A 23,824-nucleotide genomic window follows, 5' to 3' on the forward strand; every position below is an offset into this window, starting at 1 on the left:
TAATGCCCTCCTGATTGTCGGCGTTGTGATCTTTGGCGTCATGAATGTCATGGAACCGAATGTTCAGATGTGGCCACTGCTGATCATTGCTGCTGCTGCAATTTTCGGGATCACCTTTGTAATCCCCATCGGTGGTGCTGATATGCCTGTAGTGATCGCCCTGCTGAATTCATATTCAGGTTTGGCTGCATCGGCTACTGGTTTTGTCTTATCCAACAATGTACTGATTATTGCGGGTGCCCTGGTGGGTGCGTCAGGACTGATCCTGACCCAGTTGATGTGCGATGCCATGAACCGCAGCTTGTTTAACGTGCTCTTTGGTGCAGTTGGAACAGATGACAGCTCGGGTGAAAGTGGCGCACCTGGTGGTGGCGAGCAGAAAACCGTTACCCGTTATACGGCAGAAGATGCCGCTATGATCATGGATACGGTTCAATCTGTGATCATCGTTCCCGGATATGGACTGGCGGTCGCCCAGGCTCAGCATATTCTCCATGAATTGGGTGAAATACTTACTGCTCGCGGGATCAGTGTCAAGTATGCTATTCACCCGGTTGCCGGTCGGATGCCCGGTCACATGAACGTGCTCCTGGCAGAAGCCAATGTACCCTATGACGTCCTCCATGAGATGGATGATATCAATGATGATTTCCAAAATACGGATGTAGCCTTGATCATTGGCGCCAACGATGTGGTGAATCCATCTGCCCGAACCAAGAAGGATAGTCCGTTGTACGGCATGCCTATCTTGAATGTAGACTATGCTCAAACGGTTATGTTTGTGAAACGATCCATGGGTGCCGGATTTGCCGGTGAAGCCAATCCTCTTTTCTTTGACGATAAAACCATGATGGTTTTTGGTGATGCCAAAGCTGTCATCACCGGATTGGTGAAATCCCTCAAAGAAGATAATTAGCTATATCATATTCAGATTGTATTAAGAGAGCCTCGGAATTCCGGGGCTCTCTTTGGATAGAATATCCCCTGACAACTCAACGGACTAAATAAACCTTTTCCAGGATCTCATATACATTTCCGGCAAGATCATCGACCAACATCTTCATGATATAGAGCCCCGTTACTGCTTTGCCTCCATAACCTGCTTCACCATCCCAACATAATTGCCCCCGATGACTCACCGCTCTTGCTTGAACCGGTTCAGCGATCTTCCGACCTGCCATATCAAAGATCATGACTGACATCAAGCCCTGCTCCATGGGTAATTCATATTGGATCACTAATTCATCCGCCTGTCCATCTCCATTGGGAGTAAAGGGATTGGGATTAAGTTTGATGGTAAGTTGGGGCGGCAGGATCTCCAGGTTCAGACTGTTTTCACGGCCAGCTGTTGAAGCCGCTTCATCAATACAGATGCCCCAGTTTCGAGGATCATCACCTCGTGCGGCACTCCGAATCCGTTCCAGAGAACGCCCCTCTGCCATAGCGGTATAAGTGTTATAGGACATTGCATCCATATGAATTCCTTGAGGATCATACAGAACCAAACCATCCTCAGAATTGTTCAAAGTGGGAAAACCAGAAACAAACTGGACCTGGTCCTCCTCCATATTCGAAGCTAATTCAACAGAACCTGTCAAAAGCAAATACGCCCCCGGGGCAAGCACCAGACTACTGTCAGTGATCACTTTCCCGGCTAAACTATTATCGGAAATCAACCAGTCTTGCAAATCTACATTTCGGTTACTCCGGTTATAGAGTTCGATCCATTCTGGCTGTTCAAACAATGGAACGGGCATAAGTTCATTAATGATCAGCGGAGTAGCTAAACATGAGATATATGACTTCAGGGTAAGGATATTGTCCGCTGGCAGATTATCATTGTAGGATTGGACTTCGGCAACCATCTCTATCCAACCACATTGATCAAGCTCCAGTTCTATTTGCCAAAAGAGTGTATCACCACCGGCCAAAATAGGTAACACTTCATGATATTCTGCCAATTCTTCAGTGTCTTGGAAAAGCCTAAGGTTGACACTGGCAATGTCGGCCGGATCGAACCCGGCATTTATTATTTGCAGTTGAACTGAAAATGCTTCATTGACGCTTTGGAGCGAATCAAGGATCTGAATTTTTCCCAGAACCAGATTTGCAAGAGGGACCTGTACTGAATTCCGGTATCCCGGTGTTATTCCCCGCGGATCCTGACAAGTGGCCCAGCTGGCATTTGATTCCGCCGCTTTCCAGAGGGCCAAACGTTCCAGACTCCTACCCGGATCTCCTCCCTGATCAGCCAGATAGCCATGTGTAAGCTGGCGGTTTCCCTGCAGGTCAAAGACCAGGATGGAATCTGATGAATTGTTCAATGAGGGCCAGGGAGCCAACTCAAATATTCGGGCACCAAAAGGGGTCCAATCACTCAGGGTCGCCATATCCCCACAGAGTAAAAACAGGCTGTCAGGTGGAATCAGCATTGGGGATAAAACCGTTCCCCGGGTTCCACTGCGATCGCCATAGCTCCAGCCATTTATATTGAGTGTATCCATTCCGATATTTACAAACTCAATGAATTCCACCTGGTCTTCCACCGGCAAATAATGAATCTCGTTTAAAGCTATCTGGTTGGGCGGAAAACCCAGCACCACCTGGATAGAGGTATCAGCTAATTGAAAAGCGTCATGATAAATACGAATCGGGACATGAGAAATGCCTGCGGGTAAAACGTCCGTCATAACATTGAGTGAGTCCAGTTGAAAACTGGGCAATGCTCCCTGCCAGCCCCATGAGCCTGTTGAAGCGAGCTGCAGTGAATGCAATGTATCTAATCCCATATTTTTGAAGTGCACTATCAGGGTAAGCGCTGCTGGTCCGATGGGATTGGATTGTACCACATCAACCGCTTCGATCTGGATCGCTACCGGCTCAAGCTGTTGGGTATTTAGGCGAGAAGGGGTCCCTCCATCCGGATTGTTGCTGGGTTGCCAGTTCCATTCTGATAGTGGAAACACCATGGGGTGTCGCCGTTCCAGAGAAATCCCTGGGTAACCCCAACTGCCCCGATAATAGGCTCTGGCTACTGGATATCCTGATGCATCAAATAACCTGACAGAGTCTGCTGCGGAATTCAAGGTTGGCCAGGAGTTAAGCACCAATATCTGGTCTGGAGTAAGTGAGAAAAACTCCATGATATCTGTATGTTTGCAGAGGGTCACCAGACTTTCCGGCTGCAGAAAATAGAGTTCTTCTGTTACAAGATGCCGAGTTTGATTGGCATCAGAAAGGGTCCAACCCTGCAATGAAACCGGTGTTGTGGAAATGTTTTTCAGCTCGACCCATTCACCACCTTGCGCCGTGGTTGGACTGGACATGATCTCGGTGATACTTACAGCAGCTGCCGGGTATGCTCCGGCAATTTCAAAATGCAGCGTGTTATCATCTGTTGTCTCATCTCCCGTTGCAAAAATGTGGACTGCCAATTTCTGGATACCGGATTCTAGTTCAAAAAGCTGCAGAGGGATTTCAATGATATCCAGCGATTCAAGAGGGTCAAAATATTCTTGAAACAAAGACCATTCATTCAGATCATATTCATCATTTTGATTCTCATCATGCACCACAAAAACTGAAAACGCAGAAATGGAATATTCGCCAGTATTCTTAATGACTAATCGAATCTCTATGGGTTCACTAACTACAGCATGGGTCACCAGAACTTCATTAAGACTCAGATTCCACAGAGGCGGAGTTACGGAATTATGGAACCCCGGCGTGCCATTTTCAACGTGAGATTGCTCCCAGGCGGTTAGAGAATCGGGAGCTTCAATTGAAACTCTTTCCCAGGAGTATCCATTATCTGAAGCAGTTGTCCAGGTCATTTGGCTGATCACGGTTGTATCCGGATTATAAACATGAACTGATTCACCTGAATTAGCCAGTCCCCCACTACCAAAGCTGGCATCAGTTGAAATGGTATAGACTGGAATACTGTCTGGAATCATGACACTATAGAGACCTGAGCTAAGATCATAGCTCGGATCCAGGATCAGGGCATATCCATTACTCCTGATGGTTTCCGGACCTGACCAGTGTATGATGGTATCTACACCATTTCCATCACTTAAGATCCATCCGTTGATATGCATCACATGGTCTGACGGATTATACACTTCAATAAATTCATTTTCATACTCTGATCCCTGGGGGTTTGACATGACCTCAGAGATGCGTAAACTACTAGCTTGCAAGCAGATAGCCAGTAGCGCAAGGCTACATTTGTACATAATGATCCCGTTTGTTTTACTTGGGGTTTATTCGATGAGGAGAAGGTAATCCAGGTTTCCTGGTATTGCCAAGTTTTTCCTGATATTAGCTAATAAAAAATGTATATTCGGCTCGCTTTGCCAAATGAATTTGAACAAATAGGAGGATTTATGAGGATACTGAAAATCAGTTTGTTGATTTTATTAACTACGCTTGTGATGGTAAATTGTGGTTCTACACCACCGCCTGCAACCGAAACTGTCGTTTACGATATGCCTGAGGAGCGAGCTGCTGCTAACCCATCAGGCCCCAGCGATCTACCGAACTGGTATATCAACATAACTGAAGAAGATGATACATACATCTATGCAGTTGGCATGGGCGAATCCAGAAAAATGGCTATTGCAACTGATAAAGCCAAACAGGCTGGCAAGGTCGAATTGTCAGAACGTATTTCTGCCAACGTTCAGAGTCAGGTAAAAAGTTTTACTCAGGAAGCTGGCATGGATGAGAACACTCAGATCATAGAATTCTATCAGTCTACCTCCAAAACAGTCACAGACAATACATTGAACGGTGTGACTGTCCTAAAACGCTATCCTTACCAGAAAGCTGGCGGCGGATGGGTTGTTTATGTACAGCTCGGATTAAAGAAGGATGCCATAGCAACTCAAGTGGTGAGTGTGATCAAGAACGAAGAAGCACTTTATGCTGAGTTCAAAGCATCACAGGCTTTCCAGGAGTTGGAAGCTGCAACAGGAACTGCTAAATAGTTTTTTCTGCATTATTCTATTTAAAAACGGCTCCCAACTGGGGGCCGTTTTTATTTCTCCTCGGCAATATGGAACAATTATTGTCATGTATCGTTATTTAACCAGTATATTGACGGCAAGGTAATCGATGAGGAGTAGAGTATGAACCTGCAATGGCCACCAAAACAAATTTCAAAGCCACTTCATATTCTTACCTTGGGTTTGATCTTGTTTAACTTTAACCAGGCACAGGAACCTATGACCTATAATAAACTCACTTCAGAAGAACAACGTGTGATTCTCAATAAGGGGACCGAGCAACCCTTTAGCGGTAAATACGAGACGTTTGATGCTAGAGGCACTTACACCTGTAAACAATGTGATGCCCCGCTTTACCACTCTGAAGATAAATTTGATGCCCAATGTGGCTGGCCCAGTTTTGATGTTGAAATTCCCGGCGCTGTTAAACGGGTCACTGATGCTGATGGTCGGCGGACAGAGATTCTCTGTGCCAATTGTGGTGGTCATTTGGGGCATGTCTTTCTGGGTGAAAATTTCACTCCAAAGAATACTCGCCATTGTGTTAATTCCATTTCCCTGAATTTTGAAGCAGTAGTGGTTCATGTGGAGAAGGCGATTTTTGCCTCGGGTTGTTTCTGGGGCGTCGAGTATCAGTTAAAAAAAATTGATGGTGTGATCTCAACTGATGTTGGTTATACCGGAGGGCATATTGATAACCCGACTTATAAGCAGGTCTGTACTGGTCAAACGGGACATGCTGAAGCGGTTCAGGTCGTATTTGACCCCACCCAGGTTAGTTATGAGACTCTGACTAAGATCTTTTTTGAAACCCATGACCCCACCCAGGAAAATGGACAAGGTCCCGATTTGGGAACCCAATACCGATCGGAAATATTCTATTTCTCTGATAACCAGAAAAAAACTGCCGAAAAATTGATCGGGCTATTGAAAGACAAGGGCTTAAACGTCGTGACGGCGTTATCCTCAGCCAGCACTTTCTATAGTGGTGAAGAATATCATCAGGACTATTACCAGAAGACAGGTGGTGTGCCCTATTGCCACCCCTACATCAAGCGGTTTTAAGATTCCGGAGATTGAGTGTAGCCGAAACATCCACCCCTTCGCAACAAATCCAGACTTCAGCAGATGGTTACTGAGTCTGTCGAAGTACTCAGCCTCGGGATCTACGCTGTTTGGTGGATTCGTTTATAACAATCTGTGGCAGCGCAAATAGAACATTGATACGCTCTTTTCCTCATCGATCTCCCCAAACCATAAAGACCACTGACAGACTTGATCGGAGCCATAAGCGCCGACTTGCTGAGTTTTATTCCACAATAGTTTTCAGGTAAAAATGAAAATAGTGTGTGTTGATCCATGAGTGGCCAACCACAATACCCAGGGCTGTAGCGATTACTATGCGAATACCCATTTTGACCAGCTTCAAGGGCAATCCTGGTTTCCAGCCAATCAACTGCCAGCTCCACCAGTTCTGAACCCAGCACATCTGCTGAGTATGTGATCAACATATCGTCAGCTTTTTTCAATAGCCTTACCCAATGATCAAATTCTTCACCCAGAGAGCAGACAAACAGGGCAATGGTTTCCGCTTTCTTCAGTTGAGAATTTATAATTCGCCCACTTTGAAAGCGTTTGTCCTGCAAATGTATCAAGGTTTTGTCAATTCGGACTTCTTCTGTAGCAAATATCCTGAAACCAGCTTTGATGGAAATATGGTCTCTGATCTCACCTGTCAGTCGATCCAGCGTCTCCCTTAGCAATCCCGGTATATTTATGCCCGTTGTGGGATCATATCCCATGGCTCGCAGGACCTGATCCTTGCAAATATTTAGCTCGTTTGCCGGTATCTCAAATGACTGCGGAAACTGGCTTCGTGAACTATTCATCTTAAATCCCATACGCCTTAGGGTTAAAGAATGAGCCATAATTTTCTTCAAGATACTCAAGTGCTGTTTCTTCATTGTCTGGGATCAAACTCAATGAATAGGGTACTGTTGACAGCCACCCCATTTCCTGTTTACTCAGCACAAGCTTCTTTGATTCAACAGCGCTGGATATTGTCTTGAAGGCACGGTGAACTGCCGCTTTAGTCTGCTCAAAACCACCAGCATGTTTGACAATTTCATTGGCAATTTCAATCACTGTTTTGGGCTCCAGAATATAGGCTTCAGGACTGGTTCTCAGATCACTCTCAACCAGCAAATTCCGATACATCAGGGGATCATTGGCCAAAGCCGTATTATAGAGACGGCAATCATAGGCCAGTAACTCTAAAAAGGCTTCGGGAGCTGTTCCGCTTAAGAGTTTGATGTTCTGAACTGATTCGTTGCTCCATAGATCAGCCATGGCTCCAGCAATATTGCCTAATGGACTGAAATGAGCACAACAGGAGGAACGACCCTCCATGCTGATCGGTATTCCGGCAATCGCCTTGAGGATCGGCCCTTCATAGGCACAATCCTTGGAGGGACCGATGGCTCCATGTTCAAAAGCCGCCAAACTTCTTGGGGCAGATGCTGCTCTATCCAGAGCAGCCAGACTGGCAGGCAGCATACCCTGTCCAGCCAACTGCATGGCCGTGTTGGAAAAGCCACAAGCAGTATCTCCTCCTGGTACGACATTATAGGTATTACAAATCTGGGTTATTTCATCCCACAGCCAGGCAACATCACGATACGCCAGAACACCCAGACTGCTTACGACCCCTGGAAGATCAGCAAACAACAAGGCCTGGTCATGAACTTCTTTACCGCCTACCGATTCGATGGATATGATGTCGGCTCCTGCTTGAGCAGCCAAAACAAACGATTCCCGGGTATTTAACCAACTTTCGCCACTGCGCAATAAGGGTGGATGGTCAGCATCACGTAAATCAACTACAGTGACTCTAAGGGCATTGGGAATTGAAGTCTCCCGATAGAATATATCTAACTTATTTTTAATTAAGGCCGTGATTTCAGCCCCTAATTCAGGTCGCATGGTCATGGGTGGCAATTGCTCAAATTCCATCACCAGTCCTGGGATCTTTAGCGCCTGTGCGCGCAGGAATATCTTGTCACAAATATCAGTATAGTGAGCCAAAACTGTCTGCCAGTTTGAATCATCAATGATCATTGTTGGAAGCGTAAAGTTTATCTCGGGGAAAACCTGACCGTCCCCGATCACCAGGTCATTCCCACAGACAACCGGATGCGGAGAAACGCCAAACATAAGCTCTTCGGGGTTTTGAATTGCTAACGAATTATAGCTTTTCATTTAATTGCTCCTCACTAATCCACAGCCAATGACCGCGCAAAACTATGCGGATCTCTAAAATATCCATCTGCTCCAATTTCATCACTAAAGGCCTGGGAAACCGGGGCGCCGCCGATAAAAATTTTAGTTTCGGGTGTGCTCTCTCTTAGGGCATTCACAACCGATTCCATGTTCAGCATCGTGGTTGTCAGTAAGGCACTCATTCCGACAATGGCTTCGGTATGTTCCAGAACTGCCTCCACAAATTTTTCACTGCTCACATCAGTTCCCAGATCGATCACATCCCAGCCATCTCCTTTCATGATCATTTTAACCAGATTTTTACCAATATCGTGGAGATCACCTTCCACAGTACCCAGTACAATGGTTCCTCGGGGGGTAATGTCACCAGTGCTGAACAAGGGGCGGAGATATTCCATGGCCGCATTCATCGCCTTGGCGGAAATCAACATGTTGGCAATGAAAACTTCACCTCTGGAGAATTTGTCACCAACCCGACCCATTCCCGGCATGAGCCCCTGATTAAGGATCAATTTGGGTTCAAGTCCCTGTTCAAGAGCCCTCAGTGTCAGCTCTGAGGCACCATCTTGTCCCTGTAGTTCCGGTGGATAGGGTGTGGCTCTATTAATCTTTCCATGTTCTATCACGTGAGCCAGCTTTTGCAGTATGTCTTCCATTTATCTTCCCTTTATTAAATAAGGCTCTTCCCCCAAATGCGTACCTGGAAACGAGGATATTAGGGATATAGAGACTGTGTGAAAACTTCATTGCAATGGAATAATTACTTTCTAACATTAGCTTTAGTTGTCTACCTATGGTGCTGTTAATAATGATACTTACCCCAGGCTTCAGCCTGGGGGTTATAAAAACCTTAAAAAGGAGGGCTTTAGCCCAACAATACTGGGCTAAAGCCCAAGGATACAGTAGGTTATCATACCCCCAAGCTAAAGCATGGGGTAAGCGTTGTCCCTATTCTCACACAGCCTCTATAACCCTTATACCTTTATACCTTTGTACCCCAGAATATTTTATTGACCTCAAATCTCAATGATTGTATCCAGGTACGCATTATGATGATGAACCTTAAATAATTTGTTGATCAGATCAAATTCACAGTGGATATCATAGCCAGATAATTGTCATCCGGGATATAGTCCGGAATACTATTCCCCGAACCCAGGGCATAACCACCTCGTTCCATTCCGATCTCAAGCATCTCTTTTGATCGTTGAATGATCTTATCCGGAGTGCTACGGGCCAGGAAATCCATGTCAATTCCACCAAGCAGGGCAATTCGATCATGCCATAGATCGTAAGCTGTCTCAATAGGTGTGATCTGATCTTCAAATGAATGCTTCGCATCATATTTCAAGTCATAGATTACATCATCCATCACTGCTTCGAGTTGACCACAGGAATGCAATATGGCTGGTTTCCCCGCCTTATGGATCGCTTCCACCATTTTTTTATGCCAGGGGAAAACCCATCGTTTTAGCATATCTGGTGAAAACATGGTTTGGTTCTTAAAACCCCAGTCATCATTCACGATGCAGGCTCCAATGGTTTCGATCGGAGCTACTATTTCATAAAAGCGCAGTAATCTTGCCCCAACTGCATCAAATATTTTGGTGGTTAACGCTTCATTCAACATGGACATCATGCTGATATTTTCAAAGCCCACCAGATCGATCACATTTTCAAGCAGGCCACCATTCCCACTGGCAATTAGCTTCATCCCCTCCGGTAGCACGACTTTCAGATCATAATACAGATCATAATCACCCCGTTCCGGGTCTGGCCAGGCATACTTTTCAAAGCTTTCACTATCACTGATCATGCTTCCTGAATTTAATGAGTGACTTGCTTTTTCAGCAGTTTCTGATTTTGGGAAATCAAGTGTTTTGGTACGCCAGGCTGATATGGTAGCATAGTCATATCCACCATTGAGAAAGGCTTTGATCAGTCTGCTGAAAGGCGCGATCCTGGAGGATGTATCCTCGGTAGGTTCACCACTTAAATTTCCAATTACTCGATCATTGACGCCAAACTCAAATAACGTTGGTCTTGTTGGAACCCTGCCTTTCAATACCAGAAGTAAATTTTCAAAATTTGCTTCGAATCGGGCTGCTCGCTGATATGACATGGTGATTACTCCCCTTTCGATATCTACAAGTTATGATTGCCAACCTGGAATTGCGTAACCTCCATTTGCAGAATACTACACTATATTGACAATTGATGAGGTATCATCAATTAATTACATTATTTTCTTTTGATGTTTATAAACCCATAAGATGATTGGCCTATAGTGTTATGAGAGCAAGACAAGAGAAGATCACTTACCCAGTACAAAATTCTTTCAAGATCTTAAAATACGCTGTTCCATTTTTTGACATGGATTTCCACTGTCATTCAGAATATGAATTGGTCTATATCACCAAAGGATCAGGCATCCGCTATATTGGAAACTCCATTCATAAATTTCAAAGTGGCGACATGGTACTTATAGGACCTGATCTAGCCCATATCTGGATAACCCCGGAAAAATACCGTCAGGATCAAAAAACCCTGAAAGTTGAGGCGATCGTTCTGCAATTTTCCAGGGATCTTTTTAGCTCGATGATCAATACACCTGAATTTCTATTGATAAGCAATTTACTATCTAATACAGAAGCAGGATTGAAGGTCACTGATAAAGGTCGGGATACGGTAAAAATAATTTTGGAAAGAATGCTGCAATGTGATGGACTCCAGCGATTTTTGCTGTTGCTTAAGGTGCTGGACACTTTATCTCGGGCTGAAGATCTGATTTTACTGAACTCATTGGAACTTGTTCGGGAATTGCATCAAACAGATAAACGGATCAACGCCGTTCATTATTTTGTCATGACCTGTTATGCTCAAAAGATCAGCAGCAAAGATGCAGCCTCGATCGCCAACATGGAGCAGTCTGCTTTTTGTCGATTTTTCAAGTTGAAAACCAAAAAAACATTTACCCAGTTTTTGAATGAAACACGAATAGACCAGGTCTGCCAACTTCTTTTAGAAAAAAAGCAACCCATAACACAAGTAGCCTATAAATGCGGTTTTAACAATATGACGAACTTCTATAAGCAGTTTAAAACATATACAAAGACCACACCACTGGCCTTTCAAAAGGATTAGCCCTTCGATCAGCAGGATTCCTTATCAAGATCAGTCACTCATTGAATACTGATCTTTGAGCGCGTATACATGCTTGATCCAAATCTGGTCAAATCGGACTCTGTCCACCACTGGTTTCTTGATCATCATGGTGCACAATCTCATTTGTCTACTGGTCGAACTGGTCTTTGAATAGAGTTGCAGTGCATATTTGGAAAAATCTCGTACCATAAAATCAAATATCTGATCCAGCAGATTATCCTCAATATCATAGATCCTGGCATTTTCAATCACGAGTTGTCCATATACGACCAGCGTGAACAATTCTCCCAGAGCCAGCAGAAAATCAATATCTTTGCGTTGATCCTGGCCTGGTTTTGCCATAAGCAGGAATAGTTTTAGTAGTCTGATTTGTTTTTTAAACAGCTTTGCATTTGGAAGATCCACACTGTCGTAAGCCACTCGATAATCATGAAATTTGATCTTTCCCAAACCCCGGGTGGCACCCTGATCAAAAAGAAAATCATCATGAGCCATCTGAGATTGAGTGGTCACCTCTGGAAATTCAGCCGGCTTGAAAAAATAATTTGCCATAAATTTGAGGATAAGTGCCACATTAACATGAACCGTCCCCTCCAATTTAGGAAGTGCCCTGATGTCCCGGGCTGCCATCTCAAAAAAGGTGTCCTTCTCAAAACCCTTGGCTGCGATCACATCCCACAACAGGTTAATAACCTCCTCTCCCTGGGTTGTGACTTTCATCTTAACGACCGGATTATACAACAAATACCGACGATCATCTGGAGAGGCTACGCGCATATAATCAGCTGCTCTCAGCGCGAAAAGCTTCATCGCAACTAACCGTGAATAAGCATCAACAAACATCTGCTTCACATGGGGGAAATCTGTCACAACCATTTTGTACAGGCTGCGTTGTGAAGCATGATTGATGGCTTCGTAAAAGGCATGGGTTGACATGCCGATTGAGGCCCATCCCAGGTTGTATTTCCCAATATTTACAGTGTTCAGAACGGTGTCCCAGGCTGCCTGGCCCTTGACCAGAATATCCTGCTCCGAAATGGGATAGTCATTTAAGGCATATTCTGCCACATAACTCTGACTGGAGACAATGTTTTTTACACATTCATAGTTTGCATGCTGGTAATTTGCAACAAAGGCAACATAGTCTCCGGAATCTGTCATTTTCCCAAAAGTGGAAACCATCTTGGCTACATTGCCATTTCCGATATAGTACTTAGAACCGTTAGCTAAATAGGTTCCATCCTCCAGGGGCGTTAAAGACATTTCTGTGGAGTAAATATCTGCCCCATGTTCCTTTTCGGATAAGCCAAAGGCAAAGACTTCACCGTCTTCCAATTGCTGCCCGGCGAGTTGCTTTAAATGTTCATTTTTGGTCATCCAGATTGGCCCTAGACCCAGAATTGACACTTGCCAGGTGTACCAGTAGGCCAGTCCGTAGAACCCTAAAATTTCACTATAATGGGCAATCCGCCAGGTATCCCAACGACTATCCTCATCACCATATTCGGTGGGTCTGAGGAGGGTTGCAAAGATTTTTTCCTCTTTTACAAACGCCAGAAAATCAGCATACCAGATTCGATGCTTATCATCATCTTTAACCTTTTCCAACCCTTTGGTTTCAAAAAAATCGATAGTCTTTTTGACAATCTCCTGAAATCGTTGATCAGCATGTTCGATATTGTATTTCGCAGGATTAAATAGCATGGAATCCCCCTCTGTTTTTGGCTGCTCTACTACACCATATTATTGTGGCTTAATTCAAGTCGTTAGAAACGGTGCAACAACCATTCCATGTGCATACTTCACTGAAATGATCGAGTTCCAGGTTGAGTGCGAATGATGTAATGAGTACTCATTGGGAGATTAATTCACACCGAACATTGAGTACAGCCAGCCGGGGCGAAGTTCCAGTGGAATGAAGACCGGCCGAAAGGTCTACACCTCAAGCAATAACTCCAGGCTTCAGCAAAGGGTTACTGAGCCTGTCGAAGCACTCAGTCTTCGGAAAACCCAAACCAGGGTTCTTTTCCCAGAACTTCTAGAAAATAGTCCTTATCACCCTTTTTCTTGATCTGTTCAACGGATTCTCTCGCCAGGTCAACATATTTTGCACAATCATCCAGGTTTCCATGTAGTGCCTGAGCTCTGGCAAAACCTTCATACGCAAAACTGAGATCAAAATCATTAACCTTATGTTGATTTGTCAGATCTAAACAGATCTGGGCATGATGCAATGCTGATTCCTTCATCCCAAGCGTGGTATAAACTTTGGCGATCATCCACTGTCCCCGTTGGAGATTGATCATTTCGCCGACACTTCGCCAATGGTAAAGTGAAGCATGGGCGGCATTAATCATGATCTCATTGTCTTCAGTGCTACGATCTTCTTTTTCCAATAGATCCCAAACGCGATTAAAAATGCCTGGCGCAAACGCTTTGTGAGCTTCTTCTATTGTAAATTTCTTTTCATCTGTCATTAGTTACCTTTTTATTCTGTATTCCGGGTTTATACTTCCCTACTACTTGCTAAAATGACTATTAGTAAAACTAAAATTTATCTGCTTAATAATAAAGCTTATAAAATGTGTCAAGCATATATTTTTAAGCTGATGAACCGTTCTATCTGGTTGAATCATCTCTCAATACTCTCCACATTGTGGAACATTTCCCAAAAACGAATTCTTTCTATTATTTATTCAATTCAGACTAAATTACAAACCGGGCTAAAATGAAGCCGACATAACGGTACTTGATTCATGCAGATAGAGGAAACAATAATGACCCCTACAAACTTTACCCTTTCAGGCAATATTGTTGATGTTCTGAATCAACGCATCTTTTCCGGAACCATCGAGATCCAAAATGGCAAGATAGCTTCCATTACTGAAGAAGCCGTATCCGGAACAAACTACATTCTGCCAGGGTTCATTGATGCCCATATCCACATTGAGAGCTCCATGCTGGTTCCTGCTGAATTTTCCAGAGCTGCGGTCATTCATGGAACGGTGGGTACTGTTTCAGATCCGCATGAGATTGCCAATGTCCTCGGCATGAGGGGTGTTCAATTCATGTTGGATAATGCAGCACAAACCCCTTTTAAGTTTTATTTCGGGGCTCCCTCCTGCGTCCCGGCTACACCTTTTGAAACAGCAGGTGCCAGCCTGTCTGCTCAGGAGATTAAAGAATTGCTAAACCTTCCTGAAATTGTCAGTCTTTCAGAGATGATGAATGTTCCAGGCGTTTTGAATGATGCTGAAGATGTCCTGGAGAAATTGGAGCTGGCTAGAACTGCCGGAAAAACAATTGATGGCCATGCACCTGGTTTACGTGGAAAAGCTGTTGAAAAATATATTGGCGCGGGAATCACTACCGATCATGAGTGCTTTACATTAGAAGAAGCTCTTGAAAAATTATCTCTGGGCATGCAGGTGCAAATCAGGGAAGGCTCAGCAGCTCGGAATCTGGATGATCTGATCCCCATTTTAAACGAGCATTATAAAAACTGCATGCTTTGCAGTGATGACAAACATCCCGATGACCTGTCTGAAGGTCATATCAACGAGATGGTCAAACGTGTTATTGCAACAGGAATCGATCCCCTTAAAGTATTGTGGAGCGCTTCAGTGACCCCTGTTAAAACCTACGGACTGGATATTGGCCTGCTACAAGCAGGGGATGCTGCGGACCTGATCGTAATCGATGACTTGACCAAATTCAACATCCAAAGCACGTACATTAATGGTGAAGCCGTTGCTGAAAATGGAGACTCAACCTTAGAAAGCCCGGCAATAAAACCAATCAATCATTTTAAAGCTGCAAGTCAATCAGCTGCAGACTTTCGCTTGAAAACCGCCAGAGACCTGATCCCCGTCATCGAAGTGATTGACGGACAGTTGGTCACAAAGAAATTTGAATGGATGCCTAACCTGAACCAGGATGGATTTATCCAAACTAACCTGGCGAGTGACATCCTCAAAATAGCAGTCCTGAATCGTTATTCCGTATCAAAACCAGCCGTGGCATTCATCAAAAATTTTGGTCTGAAGGAGGGTGCCATTGCCTCCTCCGTAGCTCACGATTCACACAACATCGTGGCCGTAGGAACATCAGATGAATCTTTAGCCCAGGTCATTAATCTGGTAATTAAAAACCAGGGAGGTATCGCAGCTGTGACGAATGAGGCTCAACACATCTTACCTCTACCCGTCGCTGGGATCATGTCCGATGGTGACGCTTTTGAAGTGGGTAAGGCGTATAGCCAAATGGACGATCTGGCAAAAAAAATGGGCTCAAAACTTACCGCACCCTACATGACCCTCTCCTTTATGGCACTTCTCGTGATTCCGGATATCAAGCTCAGTGATAAGGGACTGTTTGATGGTGAGAAGTTTGAGTTTATGGATGTGTTTGCATGAAACTGAACCATAGAAATTCAAGTTCGTTACAACGAATTTAACGAAAAAAACGAATTATAAATTTAAGTGTTAGCTGTGGTAACTAATGGGGAAACGACAATCTTTACAATGACAATTCTCCACAAAGAACTTACTGATAAATGAAAAAGACCAACAAATGAATTTCTTAAGTTTCGTCAAATTCGTTGTAAAAAAAGACAGCTTCAAAAAACGGGGCAATAGAGCTGTATGAAACCCCAGACCCAACTCATTGGAAAGCGCCAAAAGCGAATCGACGCCAGAGGGAAAACCACCGGTGCCACCAAATTTGTCACCGACATCCAGATGGATAACCTGCTCCACGCTGCTCCGGTATACTCACCGGTCCCCTATGGTCATCTGTTGGGAATAGACGCCAGTCCTGCTGAAAGTGACCCGGCCTTTGTAGCTTTCTTTTCCGCAAAAGATATTCCTGGGCAGAATCAAGTCGGAGTCATTTTCGAAGACCAGCCTCTCATGGCTGACAAAATTGTGCGCTACATTGGTGATAGTGTGGGAATTCTGGTGGCAAAAACAGCTGAAGCCGCCCAACGCCTGGCACAGCTGGTTGACGTGAACATCGAAACGCTGGAACCTCTTTTTTCAATTAATGAAAGTCGAGATGCCAGAGAGAACTTTCTCCATGACACCAATCTGGCTTGTCAGCATCAGGTAAAACGAGGTGACCTCGAAACCGCTTTCAGGGAAGCAGATCACATCATCCAAGCCACTTTTGAAACGCCCTATCAGGAACATTATTATCTGGAACCACAGGGCTGTATTGCTCAACCGTCAGGCAATGGTGGTCTCTACATTCTTGGGTCCATCCAATGCCCTTTTTATGTTCAAAAAGCTGTTTCCAAGGCTTTGGGAATACCCTATGCGAAAATTAAAGTGGAGCAAGCCCCCACTGGTGGCGCTTTCGGTGGTAAAGAAGATATTCCTTCTGAGGTTTGTACGCGAACAGCTCTGGCTGCTATGCTTTTGAATCGTCCGGTTAAAATGATCTATGGTCGCACTGATGATATCCAACTTACCAGCAAACGTCATCCCTTCCAGATGCATTACAAGGTTGGTGTCACAAGTGAGGGTAAATTATTGGTCGCTGATATTCATCTGGAAGAGAATGCCGGAGCTTATGCGACCCTGTCATCTGTCGTATCATATCGATCTGCCATGCAGGCTATGGGTCCGTATGTAATTCCCAATATTTCAGTAGAGTCCAAATCATATTACACAAATCTACCTCCTGCTGGAGCATTTAGAGGTTTTGGTTCTCCCCAGGCTGCCTTTGGACATGAACGGATGATGGATGTTATTGCATCTGAATTAAAGATTGACCCCATAAAGCTTCGGCTGCGAAATGTTCTGAAGGTTGAGACAGAAACGCAGACTGGTCACCACCTCACCGCCAGTGTGGGTGCCGAGGAAACCCTGCTCACTGCAGCCAATGCAGCTAAGTGGGATGATCGATCAGAGCCAACCGATTCTCGCTACAAAACAGGTTACGGGGTTTCTCTGATCCACTATGGAAACTGTCTCGGTGCTGCTGGCTGGTTCATGGATGGCAGTGGCGCCAAGATCAAAATTCATCGTGATGGCTCTATTTCAGTCGCTTTTGGACTGGTGGAAATGGGACAAGGCGCTCTTACTGTGGTCAATCAAATGACAGCCGAGGCTCTGGGTGTCAGTCCTGATCGAATTACTGTTTTGCCGACTGATACTGACCAGGTACCGGATAGTGGTCCCTCCGTAGCCAGCCGTAACGTGGTCATGACCGGCAATGCTATCCGGGATGCTGCCAGGAAAGTATCACGGATCCTGAAAGAAGCCGCCGCAGAGCTCATGCAGTGTGATCTCCATGAAATTTTAATTGAGCATGATATTGTTCACAACACTCGAAATGATGACACACTCCCTTTTGAAGAATTAACCAATTATGTCTATCTTTCCAATCGCCCCATGGATGTCCTGGGCTGGTGGCATGTTCCCAAATTGGAATACGATGCTGTCAATGGGATTGGTGAAGCATATTTCACTTATTCCTATGCCACTCATATCGCAAAAGTCCAAGTGGACACACTCACGGGGTTGGTCAAGGTTGAAAAGATCTGGGCTTCTCATGATGTGGGTCGAGCGGTCAACCCTGCCGGTCTGGAAGCACAGATCGAGGGTGGAACAGCCCAGGGGATCGGGTGGGCACTTACTGAGAACTTTAAAATTGAGCTTGGGAACGTTCTCACAGACAACCTGACCACTTATTTACTGCCCACGGCGTTGGATGTAGGCGAGATCGAATCCATCCTGATTGAAGATCCTGAACCGGAAGGCCCCTGGGGTGCCAAAGGGATTGGTGAACCCGCCATCATTCCCACAGCTGCAGCTATCGCCAATGCTATGAGCAATGCTTTAGGTCAGCCCATCAATAGTATTCCCATAATTCCCGAGGATGTTTTAGCTGTATTGGACAATAGCAAGCCATGAGTTTTCATCAGAAATGCCGACTCAATATTTGGAATAATATTATAATCACATTGTTTAAAAACGGAATAAAATTATAATAGATTATGAATTTTATGGAATATAATTATATTACAAAATGAGATATTCGGAATATTATTATAATGCCTAACTTGATGAAGGCAAGATTAATCATCGAAACGCTCTTCTCCCACTGGGAGAAGAATGAGATAACTTTGCTGATTGGTGCCCGGCAAACAGGCAAGACAACGCTTCTTAAAGACATTCAGAGCCGTCTGGATAAGCAGGGTGAGCCTACCGCTTTCTTTAACCTTGAGGATAAGACTTTTCTAGAAGCCTTTAATATTCATCCAAAAAACCTATTTCAATTTATTCCACTACCAGTTAACGGAAACAGGGTCACTGTATTTATTGATGAAATTCAATACCTGGCTGATCCATCTAATTTCCTCAAGTTGCTCTATGATGAATATGTCGGCCGACTTAAGCTTGTCGTTAGCGGTTCCTCAAATTTTTACATCGATGAGAAATTTGGAGATTCTCTAGCTGGTAGAAAACAAATATTTCACTTACCAACCATGAGTTTTCGTGAGTTTCTATATTTTAAACAATTTGACACACTCAAGGATTTGGTTCATTCAGGATCCTTTCCAAGATTGCATGAAGCGGATCTGCTCGCTCTATTTGCAGAACATTTGATCTGGGGGGGCTATCCCCAAGTTGTTCTAGCTCCCAATGCAAAAGAAAAGCAGTCTAAACTACGCGAACTGGCGACAGCATACGTGAAAAAAGATATTCAAGATGCATCAATAAAACACCCCGATGCATACCGACAGATCATGCAAATAACAGCAAGACAAATTGGGGGACTTGTAAACCCTAACACCATAGGAAAGCATCTAGGACTGCATCAAATGACAGTTGACGCATACCTATTGATCATGCAAAAGTCTTTTCATGTCTCACTAATTCCTCCATACTTTAAAAATACTACCACAGAATTGCGAAAAATGCGGAAGGTGTATTACCAGGATCATGGGCTAAGGAATTATTTTATCAATGATTTCTCACCCCTGCCACTAAGAGAGGATCGAGGTGAATTGCTGGAAAATTATGTCTTTAGACTGTTTTCTGATCACTTTGATGACTGGGACATTCGCTTTTGGCGTACCCAGAAGAGGCTCGAAGTTGATTTTATTATTGAGGGTAAGCGAGCCTATGAGGTCAAATATTCAGAGTCTCAGTTCAAATCAAACAAGTATCAATTTTTTAAAAACAAATACCCGAATATTCCCATAGAGCTTATTCATTTTAATAATGTTCTTAAATTCAATCCTGGGGAAAAATACTAATTATGACTGCCCTACTATTACACAATCTGCACATCATTGATCCGTTTGGGGAACGCGAATTCCTGGATCGGGCATCCATTGTTACTGAAGATGGATTGATCAAATTCGTGGGCAGAGGATACTCACACGTTGGGTTTGATGGTCAGATCCTGGACATGCAGGGCAAAACAGCTCTGCCCGGGATGATCAACGCCCATACTCACCTCTATTCCACTCTCGCCATGGGAATGCCAGCCCCTCAAAACACCCCCAATAATTTTGTGGAAATCCTCAAGGAAATCTGGTGGAAACTGGATCTTGGCCTGGACAAAGCATCCACTTTAGCATCTTTTGAAGCCGGCTTGCTTGATTGCCTTCAGAATGGGACCACAACCGTTATCGATCACCATGCCAGCCCTAATTATATTGCTGGATCGTTGGATCTTCTGGCCAAAACCGCTGATGCATTTGGCATAAATATTAGTGTTTGTTTGGAATGCTCCGATAGAAACGGTACTGCTAATTTTAAGGATACACTGGCAGAAAACCTCCGGGCCATGGAGAAATTTGAAACCAATCCCCATGTGGCTCCACTCCTGGGCTTGCACGCCTCCTTCACCCTTTCTGATGAGTCCCTCCAGACAATCAGTCATCACCTCCAGAAATTCCCGGAATCTGGAATTCATATCCACGTTGCAGAAGATCTGGCAGATGAAAAGGATGCTAAATCCCGTGGATACGGATCTGTTATTCAGCGTCTGGAGCATTTCAATCTGCTTAATCAACATTCCCTGATCATTCACGGCATCTATATCACCCGTGAGGATCGTCATACGCTCCTGAAACATGGTTGTACTTTGATCCATAATCCAACATCCAACGCCAATAATCAAGTCGGCATCCTTGAGAGCGAAATTATTGACTCACTTCATGCTGGATTGGGCACAGATGGCATGCAAAACAATATGCTGCAAGAAGCCAAAGAAGGCAGCCTGATCAGATCCGCCAAAAGCAGTACTCAAACTGATTACCTCATGCTATTATTTAAAAACAACCCTGATATCGCCGTCAAAACTTTCGGCAGACTAATCGGTCATATCGAAGAGGAAGCCCAGGCAGACCTGCTTTTTTATGACTATGATCCCCGCACAGAAATTCACGACCAAAACTTTGCAGGACATTTACTCTACGGTTTTGAAAAGCCTACGGATGTCATGACCCGTGGGGTCTTCCGCATGAGAAATAAAGCTTTGGTAAATATTGATGTGGATCGCATCCATGAAAGCTCCCGTAAACAGTCCGTCAGACTTTGGAATAAAATGCTGGAGCTAGGAAGTTAGAATAGGCAAAATCTAAATTATCAAGAAGAGAAGCAAGCTTTTGAGTCATTTTTAGAGAAAAAATAATTGGTTCTATCAAAACCGTCTCTGTGCCCTTTGCGAGCTCGGCGAAAGCAAAAAGGAATCTATCGATATTTTAAATATGAAAGATCTATATGAAAATTGAGTTTGATCAAATTCTAAAACAGGCCGCGCACTACCAGGCTGATATTTCCAGGTTTCTCCGGGATATGATTGCCATTCCCAGTGAAAGCTGTGAGGAAAAGCAAGTTGTCCTTCGCATCAAGGAAGAGATGGAAAAAGTTGGCTTCGACAAAGTCGAGATCGATGAGATGGGCAATATCTACGGCACCATCGGCTATGGCTCACACATTATTGCCATGGATGCCCACATTGACACGGTTGGCGTTGGCAATATTGACAATTGGAAAGTGGACCCCTTCCAAGGTATGGAAGATGATGAGATTATCATGGGTCGTGGTGCATCAGACCAGGAAGGTGGCATGGCCAGTATGGTTTACGCGGGCAAGATCATCAAAGATCTGGGACTGGAAGATGACTATACCCTGGTGGTCACCGGGACGGTTCAGGAAGAAGACTGCGATGGCCTCTGTTGGCAATACATCCTGGACAAAAAGAAGATTCAGCCTGAATTTGTAGTCAGTACCGAACCGACTTCCTGTCGTATCTACCGGGGACACCGAGGACGCATGGAAATCAAAGTGACGACTTCGGGTATCAGTTGTCATGGCTCAGCACCTGAACGTGGCGACAATGCCATCTTCAAAATGGCACCCATTCTCCTTGAGCTACAAGAGCTGCATAAGAACCTGAAAGATCATGATTTTCTGGGCAAGGGTTCGCTCACCGTTTCGGAGATTTTTTATAGCTCTCCTTCCCGCTGCGCCGTGGCAGATGGCTGTTCCGTTTCAGTTGACCGCCGCTTAACGGTGGGTGAAACTGCTGATTCTGCCTTAAGTGAAATTCGTGAATTACCTGCTGTCAAAGCAGCCAATGCTCTGGTGGAAATGTATGACTATGCACGACCAAGCTATACTGGATTCACGTATCCTACCGAAGCTTACTTCCCAACCTGGTTGATTGAAGAAGATCACATCGCTGCCAAAGCGCTGGTTGATGCCTATAAAGGTTTATTCAAAGAAAACCCAATTATAGACAAATGGACCTTTTCAACCAATGGCGTAGCTATCATGGGACGCTACGGGGTGCCCTGTATTGGATTCGGTCCTGGTGCCGAGGAAGAAGCCCACGCCCCCAATGAAAAAACCTGGAAAGCAGAGCTGGTCAAGGCCGCAGCCATGTATGTAGCCATCCCCTTGACTTATCTGGGGAGACTCGAAGCAGAACAACCAAGTGGAGATTGAACACCCGCATAGAGAAGAAAGAACCATGAAAGAATACATCGAAAAAATCAAAGCCTTGAACCCGGCCAACTACGGTCACGATTTCCTGCTCACATGGGAAAAGTCACGAGCTGAATTAGAAGCAACTCTGCTTCTGGCAGAGCTGATCCGGGAGCGGCATCGTCTCGGAAAACCCAACCTGGTTTTTGATTCTGGCCTGGCAGTTTCTATTTTTAGAGATAACTCAACGAGAACTCGTTTCAGTTTCGCATCAGCAGCCAATGCCCTTGGTTTAGCCGTATCCGATATGGATGAAGAAAAATCCCAGGTTTCTCATGGTGAAACTGTCAGGGAAACTGCCAACATGATCTCATTTATGACCCGTGTGATCGGCATTAGGGATGATATGTATCTGGGTGAAGGTCATACGTATATGAAGGAAGTTTCGGAAGCAGTCCAAACTGGATTTGAAGAAGGCGTCCTTCACAATAGACCTGGCCTGGTAAATCTTCAGTGTGATATCGACCACCCCACTCAGAGTATGTCCGATCTGGCCATGTTGAAAAATTATTTTGGTTCTCTGGATGCGTTGAAAGGCAAGAAAATTGCCATGTCCTGGGCCTATTCACCCAGTTATGGCAAACCGCTTTCAGTACCCCAGGGAATTATTGGATTATTAACTCGCTATGGAATGGATGTCACTCTGGCCCACCCTGAAGGCTATAATCTGATCCCTGATGTGGTAGATCTAGCAGGTAAACAAGCTCAAGCTTCTGGGGGCTCCTTCAATATTGTGAACAATATGGATGCTGCATTCGCGGATGTTGATATCGTATATCCAAAATCATGGGCACCTTACCATGTCATGGAGGAGCGGACTGCATTATTAAAAGAATCAGATAAGGCCGGACTCCTGTCCCTGGAGCAGACTTGTCTGACCAATAATGCCAAATTTACAGATTGGGAATGCACCGAAGAGAAGATGAAACTTACTAAAGAGGGTAAAGCCCTCTACATGCATTGCCTCCCTGCTGATATTACAGGAGTAAGTTGTAAACAGGGTGAAGTAAGCAAGTCTGTCTTTGAAAGATACCGTCGTGACACCTATCTTGAAGCCAGCTATAAGCCCTTTATCATTGCAGCTATGATGTTCTTGACCAGCGTTAAAGATCCCATGATAGCCATTGAGAAATTGGTAAGGGGGTAGGGGTATGAGGGTATAAGGGGGGTATAAGGGTATAAGGGTATAAAGGTATAAAGGTATAAAGAATAAATCCTGTACTGTCAAATTATGCAACCGCCCATGATTACGGTAACACCACGCTTACGAAAGGCATCCGCCACCTCATAGGCACGTGGAGCAATCGGGGTTTGGGCCGTAAGAGCTACAAGCCACACCTCTGCATCAAAGTTGATTACATC

17 protein-coding genes are annotated in these 23,824 nt (G+C 44.6%); 10 read left to right on the top strand and 7 right to left on the bottom strand.

From position 1 onward, the window contains the following. Positions 1–916: NAD(P)(+) transhydrogenase (Re/Si-specific) subunit beta (locus U9Q77_13905; protein MEA3288449.1), on the top strand; the 916-nt coding region annotated here is incomplete at its 5' end. Between the two features lie 76 nt (positions 917–992). On the opposite strand, the gene U9Q77_13910 is transcribed toward U9Q77_13905, so the two are convergent. Further along, complete coding sequence (locus U9Q77_13910; GenBank protein ID MEA3288450.1) at positions 993–4,202, bottom strand: lamin tail domain-containing protein; 3,210 nt, start codon at positions 4,200–4,202, stop codon at positions 993–995. A 186-nt stretch (positions 4,203–4,388) separates the two neighbouring features. Between U9Q77_13910 and U9Q77_13915 the strand changes: the two genes are divergently transcribed. Continuing rightward, positions 4,389–4,991: an LPP20 family lipoprotein gene (locus U9Q77_13915; protein ID MEA3288451.1), complete on the top strand. Its 603-nt coding sequence runs from the start codon at positions 4,389–4,391 to the stop codon at positions 4,989–4,991. 237 nt (positions 4,992–5,228) lie between these two features. Continuing rightward, positions 5,229–6,074: a bifunctional methionine sulfoxide reductase B/A protein gene (locus U9Q77_13920; protein ID MEA3288452.1), complete on the top strand. Its 846-nt coding sequence runs from the start codon at positions 5,229–5,231 to the stop codon at positions 6,072–6,074. A 101-nt stretch (positions 6,075–6,175) separates the two neighbouring features. Here the strand turns inward: U9Q77_13920 and U9Q77_13925 are convergent, their stop codons facing one another. The 4 genes from U9Q77_13925 to U9Q77_13940 form a co-directional block, all read right to left on the bottom strand. Beyond that, positions 6,176–6,898 carry a vitamin B12 dependent-methionine synthase activation domain-containing protein gene (locus U9Q77_13925; protein MEA3288453.1) on the bottom strand — a complete coding sequence of 241 codons (723 nt, stop codon included), beginning with the start codon at positions 6,896–6,898 and terminating at the stop codon, positions 6,176–6,178. A gap of 1 nt (position 6,899) precedes the next feature. Beyond that, entirely contained in the window at positions 6,900–8,267 is a 1,368-nt protein-coding gene (locus U9Q77_13930; GenBank protein MEA3288454.1) for a methyltransferase MtaB domain-containing protein, read from the bottom strand. A 14-nt stretch (positions 8,268–8,281) separates the two neighbouring features. Further along, entirely contained in the window at positions 8,282–8,944 is a 663-nt protein-coding gene (locus U9Q77_13935) for a corrinoid protein (GenBank protein MEA3288455.1), read from the bottom strand. 422 nt (positions 8,945–9,366) lie between these two features. Further along, positions 9,367–10,410, bottom strand: a complete 1,044-nt coding sequence (locus U9Q77_13940) for a uroporphyrinogen decarboxylase family protein (protein ID MEA3288456.1) — start codon at positions 10,408–10,410, stop codon at positions 9,367–9,369. Positions 10,411–10,580: 170 nt separating this feature from the next. Between U9Q77_13940 and U9Q77_13945 the strand changes: the two genes are divergently transcribed. Continuing rightward, positions 10,581–11,432 (top strand): AraC family transcriptional regulator, encoded by an 852-nt coding sequence (locus tag U9Q77_13945; protein MEA3288457.1) that lies wholly within the window; start codon positions 10,581–10,583, stop codon positions 11,430–11,432. Positions 11,433–11,462: 30 nt separating this feature from the next. Here U9Q77_13945 and U9Q77_13950 read toward each other — a convergent pair whose 3' ends face one another. Both U9Q77_13950 and U9Q77_13955 read right to left on the bottom strand, forming a co-directional pair. After that, on the bottom strand, positions 11,463–13,157 hold the full coding sequence (locus tag U9Q77_13950; GenBank protein MEA3288458.1) for an acyl-CoA dehydrogenase: 1,695 nt from the start codon (positions 13,155–13,157) through the stop codon (positions 11,463–11,465). Positions 13,158–13,447: 290 nt separating this feature from the next. After that, on the bottom strand, positions 13,448–13,930 hold the full coding sequence (locus U9Q77_13955; protein ID MEA3288459.1) for a hypothetical protein: 483 nt from the start codon (positions 13,928–13,930) through the stop codon (positions 13,448–13,450). A gap of 300 nt (positions 13,931–14,230) precedes the next feature. Between U9Q77_13955 and ade the strand changes: the two genes are divergently transcribed. The 6 genes from ade (at position 14,231) to ygeW (ending at position 23,609) form a co-directional block, all read left to right on the top strand. Beyond that, positions 14,231–15,868 carry an adenine deaminase gene (gene ade, locus U9Q77_13960; protein ID MEA3288460.1) on the top strand — a complete coding sequence of 546 codons (1,638 nt, stop codon included), beginning with the start codon at positions 14,231–14,233 and terminating at the stop codon, positions 15,866–15,868. 228 nt (positions 15,869–16,096) lie between these two features. Then, entirely contained in the window at positions 16,097–18,370 is a 2,274-nt protein-coding gene (locus tag U9Q77_13965) for a xanthine dehydrogenase family protein molybdopterin-binding subunit (GenBank protein ID MEA3288461.1), read from the top strand. Between the two features lie 140 nt (positions 18,371–18,510). Further along, a complete protein-coding gene (locus U9Q77_13970) occupies positions 18,511–19,719 on the top strand; it encodes an AAA family ATPase (protein ID MEA3288462.1) in 1,209 nt (402 codons plus the stop codon). 2 nt (positions 19,720–19,721) lie between these two features. Continuing rightward, on the top strand, positions 19,722–21,038 hold the full coding sequence (locus U9Q77_13975) for an amidohydrolase family protein (GenBank protein ID MEA3288463.1): 1,317 nt from the start codon (positions 19,722–19,724) through the stop codon (positions 21,036–21,038). 155 nt (positions 21,039–21,193) lie between these two features. Beyond that, positions 21,194–22,423, top strand: a complete 1,230-nt coding sequence (locus U9Q77_13980) for a YgeY family selenium metabolism-linked hydrolase (GenBank protein MEA3288464.1) — start codon at positions 21,194–21,196, stop codon at positions 22,421–22,423. Between the two features lie 25 nt (positions 22,424–22,448). Then, on the top strand, positions 22,449–23,609 hold the full coding sequence (gene ygeW, locus U9Q77_13985; GenBank protein ID MEA3288465.1) for a knotted carbamoyltransferase YgeW: 1,161 nt from the start codon (positions 22,449–22,451) through the stop codon (positions 23,607–23,609). Positions 23,610–23,824 lie beyond the last annotated feature (215 nt).

The organism is Candidatus Neomarinimicrobiota bacterium, assembly GCA_034716895.1.
GTDB lineage: Bacteria > Fidelibacterota > UBA8477 > UBA8477 > JABMPR01 > JABMPR01.

Bases quoted from the DNA above. Each gene is read 5' to 3' on its own strand.
- U9Q77_13915 (MEA3288451.1), top strand. From the start codon at position 4,389: ATGAGGATACTGAAAATCAGTTTGTTGATTTTATTAACTACGCTTGTG.
- U9Q77_13920 (MEA3288452.1), top strand. From the start codon at position 5,229: ATGACCTATAATAAACTCACTTCAGAAGAACAACGTGTGATTCTCAAT.
- U9Q77_13925 (MEA3288453.1), bottom strand. From the start codon at position 6,898: ATGAATAGTTCACGAAGCCAGTTTCCGCAGTCATTTGAGATACCGGCA.
- U9Q77_13930 (MEA3288454.1), bottom strand. From the start codon at position 8,267: ATGAAAAGCTATAATTCGTTAGCAATTCAAAACCCCGAAGAGCTTATG.
- U9Q77_13935 (MEA3288455.1), bottom strand. From the start codon at position 8,944: ATGGAAGACATACTGCAAAAGCTGGCTCACGTGATAGAACATGGAAAG.
- U9Q77_13940 (MEA3288456.1), bottom strand. From the start codon at position 10,410: ATGTCATATCAGCGAGCAGCCCGATTCGAAGCAAATTTTGAAAATTTA.
- U9Q77_13945 (MEA3288457.1), top strand. From the start codon at position 10,581: ATGAGAGCAAGACAAGAGAAGATCACTTACCCAGTACAAAATTCTTTC.
- U9Q77_13950 (MEA3288458.1), bottom strand. From the start codon at position 13,157: ATGCTATTTAATCCTGCGAAATACAATATCGAACATGCTGATCAACGA.
- U9Q77_13955 (MEA3288459.1), bottom strand. From the start codon at position 13,930: ATGACAGATGAAAAGAAATTTACAATAGAAGAAGCTCACAAAGCGTTT.
- ade (MEA3288460.1), top strand. From the start codon at position 14,231: ATGACCCCTACAAACTTTACCCTTTCAGGCAATATTGTTGATGTTCTG.
- U9Q77_13965 (MEA3288461.1), top strand. From the start codon at position 16,097: ATGAAACCCCAGACCCAACTCATTGGAAAGCGCCAAAAGCGAATCGAC.
- U9Q77_13970 (MEA3288462.1), top strand. From the start codon at position 18,511: ATGCCTAACTTGATGAAGGCAAGATTAATCATCGAAACGCTCTTCTCC.
- U9Q77_13975 (MEA3288463.1), top strand. From the start codon at position 19,722: ATGACTGCCCTACTATTACACAATCTGCACATCATTGATCCGTTTGGG.
- U9Q77_13980 (MEA3288464.1), top strand. From the start codon at position 21,194: ATGAAAATTGAGTTTGATCAAATTCTAAAACAGGCCGCGCACTACCAG.
- ygeW (MEA3288465.1), top strand. From the start codon at position 22,449: ATGAAAGAATACATCGAAAAAATCAAAGCCTTGAACCCGGCCAACTAC.